Here is an 8341-nt window from a genome sequence, read left to right as displayed (position 1 = left end):
GCGGGGCGGCCGGGGCCGACGCGGGGGGCTTGGCCGCCGGCTTGCTGTCGGCCGGCTGGTCGTCGCCGGCCAGGGCGAGGGCCACGACCGCGATCGCCGTGGCGACGATGCCCGCCGCGATCCCGGCCTTCACGGGCGCTCCCAGGCCCTCGGACGCCGCCGCACCGCCCCCACCGCTCGCCCCACCGGACGAACCGCCGGCGGCCGCACCACTGCCGCCACCGGCCGAGCCGCCGGCGGCCGCACCACTGCCGCCACCGGCCGAGCCGCCGGCCGCTGTCCCACCTGCTCCCGAGCCGCTGGCCGCCGCCCCGCCCCCTGTCGAGCCGCCCGCAGCGGAGACGGCCTCCGCCGCCCCCGCCGCACCGGCTCCGCCCGCGACGATCCCGGCCACCTTGGCGTAGCCGGCGGCCCCGAACCAGCCGACGACCGCGACCGGCACCACCGCGGGGATGCTGCTCGCCAGGTCCTCGATCTGGCTCGCGGCCAGCCGGCACTTCGCGCACTCCTCCAAGTGCTGGCGCAGCCCCCGCTCGGCTCGGGTGCGCAGCCTGCGACGGGCATACGTGCCGAGCTGGTCGGCGTAGCGGGCGCACTCCTCGTCACTGGTGAGCGTCGCGCTGACGTGGGCCTGGAGATAGGCCTGCTTGAGACCCTCGCGGGCGCGGCTGGCGAGGACGCGGGTGCCGTTGGCGTCGAGCCCGAAGAGCGTGGCGACCTCGCTCGGCGACTCGTCCTCGACCTCGGTGTGCCACAGCACGGCCTGCCAGCGCTCCGGCAGCGAACGGAACGCCCGCATGGCCAGGGACTGTTCGGCGGCGTGCATGGCGCGCACGTCCGCGCCCAGGTCCAGGGTGTCGGTGTCGGACACCTCGGAGGCCCGCCCGGCCTGGGCGGCGAACACCGCGAAGTCGTCGACCAGTTGCTCGCGCCTGGCGGAGTTCGTCCAGCTCGCGGCCACGCGCCGGACGGTGGTGAGCAGATACGCGCGTACGGCGTGCTCCGGGCCGTGCCCGCCGCGGACCGCCTGGAGCACTCGGGCGAAGACCTCGGCGGTCAGGTCGTCGGCGGTGTGCGGATCGCGGCAGCACGTGCGCGCGTACCGGCGCACGGCCTCCGCGTGGCGGCGGTACAGCTCCTCGTAGGCGCTGTCGTCGCCCGCGCGCAACCGGCCGAGCAGCTCGGCGTCGGACGGCGGCAGCTCGATCGGCGGCGGCAGGACGCCGTCCTCCCGCCGGTCGCGCTGCGCCGGTACCTGGGGTGCGGGCAGGCCGTCGGCCTCGCCGTCCCCGTCACCGAGTGACTCGTCCCGCCCGTCAACACCCATTGCGGAAAGCCCCCGCCGCCTGCCCAGCCAGTCCCGAACAGGGGCCAGGTTGCCATATTGGCTTTTGTTCAGGAGGTGGTCGTGCGAACCATCCACCCGTCCGTGGCGGCCTGTCGTGAGCCAGTGCTAGGACTCAGCCGTTCGAGGCAGGACAACAGGCCGCCGGGGGACCGGGGTTGGCCAGGGACGGGCGAGGCGTGGGCGGGATCGCGCCCACGCCCACCGTCACACCGGCCGCGACCGCAGGCCCTCCAGGAGGATGTCCAGCAGCCGTGCCGAGGCCGCCGCCTGCTGCGCCGCGTCCGGCAGCGCCGGCGCCGCCGTCGCGATCACCAGCAGGACGTCGGAGACCGACACGTCCGGCCGCAGCTCACCCGCCGCGCGCGCCCGCTCCACGAGCCGGCCCACCACGTCGAGCAGTGCCGCCGCACCGGCGTCGTCCCCGGCCGCCGGCGGCTCCGGCACGAGGCGCAGCTCACCGCCGCCCGGCTGGGTCCGCTGCTGCGGCACACGCGTCCCGTCGAGTTCCTCCTCCTCGGGGACGCCGACCCGCAGCACCTGCGGCGGCAGCAGCCGCCCGGCGCCGGACGCCACCGACGTGCGCAGGAAGCGCGACAGGGCCGACCACGGCTCGTCCTCCTGGCCGAGCGCCGCCCGGGCCTGGTCGGTCAGCCGTGAGGTCTCCTCCTCGGCTATCCGCCGCACCAGCACGTCCTTGCTCGGGAAGCGGCGGTACACCGTGCCGACGCCCACGCGGGCGCGGCGCGCCACGTCCTCCATCGGCGCGCCGTAACCCAGCTCACCGAAGACCTCGCGCGCGGCCCGCAGTACGTGTTCGAGATTGCGCTGTGCGTCCACCCGCAGCGGCGCGGTCCGCGGGCCGTCCCCGCGTCCGTTGCTCGCCGCCGCGACCGCGCCACCAGGTGCGACGGCAGTTGCGGATGACCAACGAGAGTCCTGAATCTGCATACGAAATCCCCCGGTAATGATGTCTCCCCCCGGAGACACTCCCCGCATTCGGCAGCCGGAGCGCCGGGAACAGGCCCCTACCGCGAGCCTGCCCGCCGGGCCACCGGGCCGCCCGTCGCGAACCCGAGAACCGACGGGCGTATCCCCCTACACCCCGTCGACACACGAACATAGTTGAGAGGCAGTCAATTCAGAAGGGGCAGGTTCCGCACGGAGCGCCCCCCGATCGGAGTACGGGTCGTATACGTCCTGATTGCGCCCCCTTACGCCACCCCGTTCACGCCTCCTGACCTGCACGGCTCCCGCCCGACCGGTCGTTTCGGCCAACCATGGGCCCGCTACCGGCCCGGTCACACAAATTGTCGAGGCTGTGGACAAACGCGAGCGCCGGGTGCGTCATGGGATGGTGAAGGAACGAGCGCGCATTCTCGTTGTCGGCGGCGGCTACGTCGGGATGTACACGGCCCTGCGCCTGCAGCGGAAGCTGAGGCGGGAGCTCGGTCGGGGTGAGGTCGAGATCACGGTCGTCACACCTGACCCATATATGACCTATCAGCCGTTCCTTCCCGAGGCGGCCGCCGGTTCCATCTCCCCGCGCCACGTCGTCGTACCGCTGCGCCGCGTCCTGCCCGACTGCCGTGTGATCGTCGGAGAGGTCCGCTCCGTCCAGCACGCCAAACGCCTCGCGACCCTCGCGACCCTCGCCACACAGGAGGAGGGCGCCGGCCTCGAACCGCTGCCGTACGACGAACTGGTGCTCGCCCCCGGCTCGGTCTCACGGGCCCTGCCCGTCCCCGGTCTCGCCGACCACGGCATCGGCTTCAAGACCGTCGAGGAGGCCATCGGCCTGCGCAACCACGTCATCGAGCAGATGGACATCGCCTCCTCCACCCGCGACCCCGACATCCGCGACGCGGCCCTCACCTTCGTCTTCGTCGGCGGCGGCTACGCGGGCGTCGAGGCGCTCGGCGAGCTGGAGGACATGGCCCGCTACGCCACGCGCTACTACCACAACATCCGCCCCGAGGACCTGAAGTGGATCCTCGTCGAGGCGACCGGCCGCATCCTCCCCGAGGTGGGCGAGGAACTCGGCCGCTACACGATCACCGAGCTGCGCCGCCGCAACATCCAGGTCCTCCTGGAGACCCGCCTGGAGTCCTGCGCCGACCGGGTGGCGGTGCTCAGCGACGGACAGCGCTTCCCCACGCGTACGGTCGTCTGGACGGCCGGCGTCAAAGCCCACCCCCTGCTCGCCGCCACCGACCTGCCGCGCAACGGCCGTGGCCGTCTGCGATGCACCCCGGAGCTGGCGATCGAGGGGCACGCGCACGCGTGGGCCGCGGGTGACGCCGCCGCCGTCCCCGACGTCACCGCCGGCGCGCCCGGCACGGAGTGCGCCCCCAACGCCCAGCACGCGCTCCGCCAGGCGAAGGTTCTGGGCGACAACGTCGTCCACTCCCTGCGCGGCGAGCCCCTCCGGACGTACGGCCACAAGTACGCCGGCTCGGTCGCCTCCCTCGGACTGCACAAGGGCGTCGCCCACGTCTACGGGCGCAAAGTGAAGGGCTACCCCGCGTGGTTCATGCACCGGGCCTACCACCTGAGCAGGGTGCCGACGTTCAACCGCAAGGCGCGCGTGCTCGCCGAATGGGTCCTCGCCGGCCTCTTCAAACGGGAGATCGTCTCCCTCGGTTCACTCGAACATCCCCGAGCGGAGTTCGAACTCGCGGCCGGTGGAAAGCCTCCTTACGACCCGAAGGGGTCGACCTGACCTTCCCGAGGAACTCCTACGGCCACCCCCGCGTCTGACGGATGTCGGCCCGGTCGGCCACACTGCCAGACTGGTCCCCGCGCCGGGGCGGGCCGCCGCCCACCCCGGCCACCGAACCCACGAGGCTTTTCCCAAGTGCTGCACTTCCCAGGGGTCGTAACAGGGCATGGCCACCGCCATGCCACCCCCCGGGGGACCGGGCCAGGTCCGGAGCCGGTCGACGACGACTACACGAGGCAAGGATTCGTGAACTTCACGCGCTGGAGCGCCCGGCTCCCCGGAACGCAGCGCCGCGCCGCAGCGCGGACCGACCAGGCGGTCACCCCGGACCGCCGCGGGGACGGCTCCGTCCCCACGGCCCGCGCCGAACAGCTGACCGACCACCCCCCGTCGGCCCCCGCCGTCGACGAACTGCCGGTACGGGAGGTCCTGGAGCGCGTCCCCGCACTCGTCGCCCTCGTCCACGGCCCCGACCACCGCCTCGCCTACATCAACGACGCCTACGCCACGGCTTTCGGCGGCCGCCCGGCGGGCGAACCGGCAGGCGAGGCCCTCCCCGAACTCCGCGAGCTGGGCCTGCTGCCCCTCCTCGACCAGGTCCTGCGCAGCGGCAAGCCCCGCACGGTCAAGTCCCGCAAGGCCCCCGACGGCCGCTCCTACACCTTCACCTGCACCCCCGTGGCCGACGGCGACGGAGCCGGCGTTCTGATCTTCGCCACCGACGTCACCGACCACGCCGAGGCGGCCGAGCGCGTCAGAGCCAGCGAACGCCGCCAGCGCGAGACGGCCGTGACCCTCCAGAGGTCCTTGCTCCCCCAGGAGCTCGAACAGCCGGACGACCTGCGCATCGCCGTCGCCTACCAGCCGGGCGGCACGGAGGCCGCGGTCGGCGGCGACTGGTACGACGTGATCACCCTCGGCGGCGGCCGCACGGCCCTCGTGATCGGCGACGTCATGGGCAGGGGCGTGCGCGCCGCGGCGGTCATGGGTCAGCTCCGCACGGCCGTCCGCGCCTACGCCCGCCTCGACCTCCCCCCGCATGAGGTCCTCCAGCTCCTCGACGGCCTCGCCACGGAGATCGACGCCAACCAGATCGCCACGTGCGTGTACGCCATCCACGACCCGAACGAGGGCCGGCTGGTGTACGCCTCCGCGGGCCACCTCCCCATCCTCGTCCGCGACGAGAACGGCACGGTCCTGCGTGCCGACGAGCCCAACGGCCCGCCCCTCGGCACCGGTGGCTGGATGCACGCCTCGGGCTCGGTCCCGCTCGCCCCCGGCTCGACGGCCGTCCTCTACACCGACGGCCTGGTCGAACGCCGGGACGCCGACCTCGACGAGGGCATCGAGGCGCTCCAGCGCGCGCTGGCCGGCGCCAGGGGCACGCCCCAGGTGATCTGCGACCGCCTGCTCCGCTCGGCCGGCGTCACCGCCGACCACGACGACGACGTGGCCGTCCTCGTCCTCCAGCACCCGGCCCGGACCGGCGCCGACGGCGAACTCTTCCGCAACGCCGCCCTGGAACTCCTCGGCGGCGTGGAAGCGGCCCCACGCGCGCGTGCCTTCGCCTCCGGAGTCCTCAGCAGCTGGCGCTTCCCGGCCGAACTGCACGACCTGGGCGTCCTGGCCGCCAGCGAACTGGTGGCCAACTCCCTCCAGCACGGCACCCCACCGATGCGGCTGCGCCTGCGCCGCACAGACCGCCGCCTGATCGTCGAGGTCACCGACGGCGACGACCACCTGCCCCGCCGCCGCCGGGCGGAACCGGGTGACGAGTCGGGTCGTGGCATCGCGATCGTGGCGACGATCGCCTCGTCCTGGGGCAGCCGCAGAACACCGGGCGGTGGGAAGGCGGTGTGGTGCGAGTTCGCGCTGCCGAACAAGCCGTCGTGACGATGTGACGACTTGTTCGGCGTGACGGCGTGACCGCCTGACGGCGTGACCGCCGCCCGAGGGCTACGCCTCCGCCGGCACCGGCTCCGTCGCCCCGCCCCGCGTCACGACACGGCTGCGGGCCCGCCACGGCTGATCCTGCGCCTCGGTCAGCTGCCGACCGAGCCGCAGCGCGAGAACGGTGATCCCCAGCGAGAACAGCAGGAACGTCACGATGTACGGTGCGTGCAGCGAGGCCCCCATGGGCCCGCCCACCGCCGGTCCGACGGCCAACGCCAGCTGCTTCACCAGGGCGAAGGCGGAGTTGTACTGCCCCGCCATCCCCCGCGGCGCGAGATCGGCCACGAGCGGGGCCACCGTCGGCGACAGCATCGCCTCACCGAGCCCGAACAGCGCGTACGTCGAGACGAAGGCGGCCGTCACCATCTCCTGACTGCCGTGCCCCAGCCCGGCGTACCCCGCCGCGACCCAGGCCACCGCCCAGATCAGACCCACCACGGCGATCATCCGCGACCGCCGGCGCCGCTCGACGAACCTCAGCACCAGGAACTGCGCCACGACGATCATCGCGGTGTTGGCGGCCAACGCGGTCCCCAGCGCGGACGTGGAGATCCCCGCGGCCTCGACCCCGTACGCACTGAGCCCCGACTCGAACTGCCCGTAGCAGGCGAAGAACAGCACGAACCCGAGCACGCACAGCTGCACCATCGCCCGGTTCCCCAAGAGCTGCTGCCAGCTGCCCTTGGCGGACGCGGCCGCCGGGGCCACCTCGATTTGTGGCGAGCGCGGCATCCGCACGGTCACCATCACCACGACCAGCAGCAGGAACATCGCCGCCTCGATCGCGAACAGCAGGGTGAACGACGACACCCGCGTCGCGTCGACGAGGTGCCCTCCGATGAGGCCACCGACGCCGAGCCCGAGGTTCTGCAGAAAGAACTGCGTCGCGAACGCCCGCGACCGCGTCTCCGCCGACGAGCAGTCCACGATCATCGTCGCCAGCGCCGGCTGCATCACGGCCTGCCCGGCACCCAGCACCGCCGCCGACAGCAGTACGGCGGTCGCGTTGCTCGCGAGCCCGAGGCTCAGTGCCCCCACGGCGGCGGTGACCAAGGCGGTGAGCAGAACCGGCAGCGGACCGCGCCGGACGATGGCCCGCCCGGCGAACGGCAGCACGATCAGCGCGGCCACGGCGAAGACGGCGAGGACGAGCCCCGCCGTCACGGCCCCCAGCCCTCGCACCTGGGCCACGTAGACGTACAGGTAGGGGACCGTGAAGCCGAGCCCGAAGGCGCTGAGTGCGTTACCCACGTGGATCCGGCGCATCGCTGCGCCCATCGCCCTGGTCACGTTCACCTCTCTCAGGATGGTGGAGCCTTCAGAGGTTAGGCCTGAAGACTTCGAAGCTAAACTTAGAATGTAAAGAGTACATACAGAAGGACTTCAACACCAACGGCCCCGTGCCATACTTCGATCCATGGGCGACACCCCCGGTGCCACAGAGCCGACCCTCGAAGAACAGATCGCGGCCTACCAGCGCGAGTTCCAGGACCTCGATCCGCAGGTCGAGAAGATCGTCTCGGCGCTGTCGCGGCTGAACCGCCGCATGAACGTCGCCTACGGCCGCCAGACCGCCGCTCTCGGCATCAGCAACGCCGAGTGGGAGGTCCTCAAGGCCCTCGTCCTGTCCGGCGCCCCCTACCGGCTGGGCCCCAGCGAGCTCGCCAAGCGCCTCGGCCTCACCCCGGCCGCGATGACCCACCGGATCGACCGCATGGTCGCCGAGGGGCTGGTGACCCGGGAGCGCGACGAGAACAACCGTGTGCGGGTGATCGTGGAGCTGACCTCCGAGGGCCGCGAGAAGTGGCTGGAGGCGATGCGCCTCGCGACGGTCTTCGAGGAGGACCTCCTCCAGGACCTGTCCCCGGACGACCGAACTGCCCTCGGCGAGGTCCTCACCAGGCTCCTTCGCCGGGTGGAGCACGCGCAGCCGGACGCCGGCGGCCGCCTCAGCGACCTCGACTGACCAGGGCCTGCAGCTCCTTACGGATGGATGGACAGGCGGTGCTTGACAGCCCCCCGTCCGATCCGTAAAGTTCTTCGGGTTGCCGCGGAGCCGTAACGGTTCTCCGGCAGCACCTCCCGCCGCGTGAGCGGCAACCAAACCATCAGCGCGACCTCCCCCCGGGAACGAATTAGGCATGCCCGAATTCAATTCCGAATGGGACTCGGCGGCCCCGATCGGCTCGATTGGGAATCACCGAGAGGATCCGCTAAGGTTTGAGACGTCGGAACGGCCGAAGGGCCGGGAAGACAAACCCCGCTGACTGGGGATCAGGTCGAGAAAAGATCTGATAGAGTCGGAAACGCAAGACCGAAGG

General features: G+C 72.3%; 6 protein-coding genes. 3 read left to right on the top strand and 3 right to left on the bottom strand.

All coding sequences use genetic code 11. From position 1 onward, the window contains the following. Both AB0O67_RS35055 and AB0O67_RS35050 read right to left on the bottom strand, forming a co-directional pair. Positions 1-1327, bottom strand: a 1327-nt coding sequence (locus tag AB0O67_RS35055; RefSeq protein ID WP_365459391.1) for a sigma-70 family RNA polymerase sigma factor, incomplete at its 3' end; no start/stop codon positions are given. A 225-nt stretch (positions 1328-1552) separates the two neighbouring features. Then, the gene (locus AB0O67_RS35050) at positions 1553-2296 is read right to left on the bottom strand and encodes a helix-turn-helix domain-containing protein (protein WP_365459388.1); all 744 of its coding nucleotides are present in this window, start codon (positions 2294-2296) and stop codon (positions 1553-1555) included. Positions 2297-2699: 403 nt separating this feature from the next. On the opposite strand from AB0O67_RS35050, the gene AB0O67_RS35045 reads away from it, so the two are divergent. Both AB0O67_RS35045 and AB0O67_RS35040 read left to right on the top strand, forming a co-directional pair. Continuing rightward, positions 2700-4067, top strand: coding sequence for an FAD-dependent oxidoreductase (locus AB0O67_RS35045; protein WP_365459385.1), 1368 nt, complete (start codon positions 2700-2702; stop codon positions 4065-4067). Positions 4068-4313: 246 nt separating this feature from the next. Beyond that, entirely contained in the window at positions 4314-5960 is a 1647-nt protein-coding gene (locus AB0O67_RS35040; RefSeq protein ID WP_365459382.1) for a SpoIIE family protein phosphatase, read from the top strand. A gap of 63 nt (positions 5961-6023) precedes the next feature. Here AB0O67_RS35040 and AB0O67_RS35035 read toward each other — a convergent pair whose 3' ends face one another. Beyond that, complete coding sequence (locus tag AB0O67_RS35035; RefSeq protein WP_365459394.1) at positions 6024-7298, bottom strand: MFS transporter; 1275 nt, start codon at positions 7296-7298, stop codon at positions 6024-6026. A 139-nt stretch (positions 7299-7437) separates the two neighbouring features. On the opposite strand from AB0O67_RS35035, the gene AB0O67_RS35030 reads away from it, so the two are divergent. Continuing rightward, positions 7438-7986 (top strand): MarR family transcriptional regulator, encoded by a 549-nt coding sequence (locus AB0O67_RS35030; protein WP_365459379.1) that lies wholly within the window; start codon positions 7438-7440, stop codon positions 7984-7986. Positions 7987-8341: the final 355 nt, after the last annotated feature.

The sequence above is a fragment of the Streptomyces sp. NPDC086077 genome, assembly GCF_040686175.1.
Taxonomy (GTDB): domain Bacteria; phylum Actinomycetota; class Actinomycetes; order Streptomycetales; family Streptomycetaceae; genus Streptomyces.
This window is presented reverse-complemented; position numbering and strand designations above follow the sequence as displayed.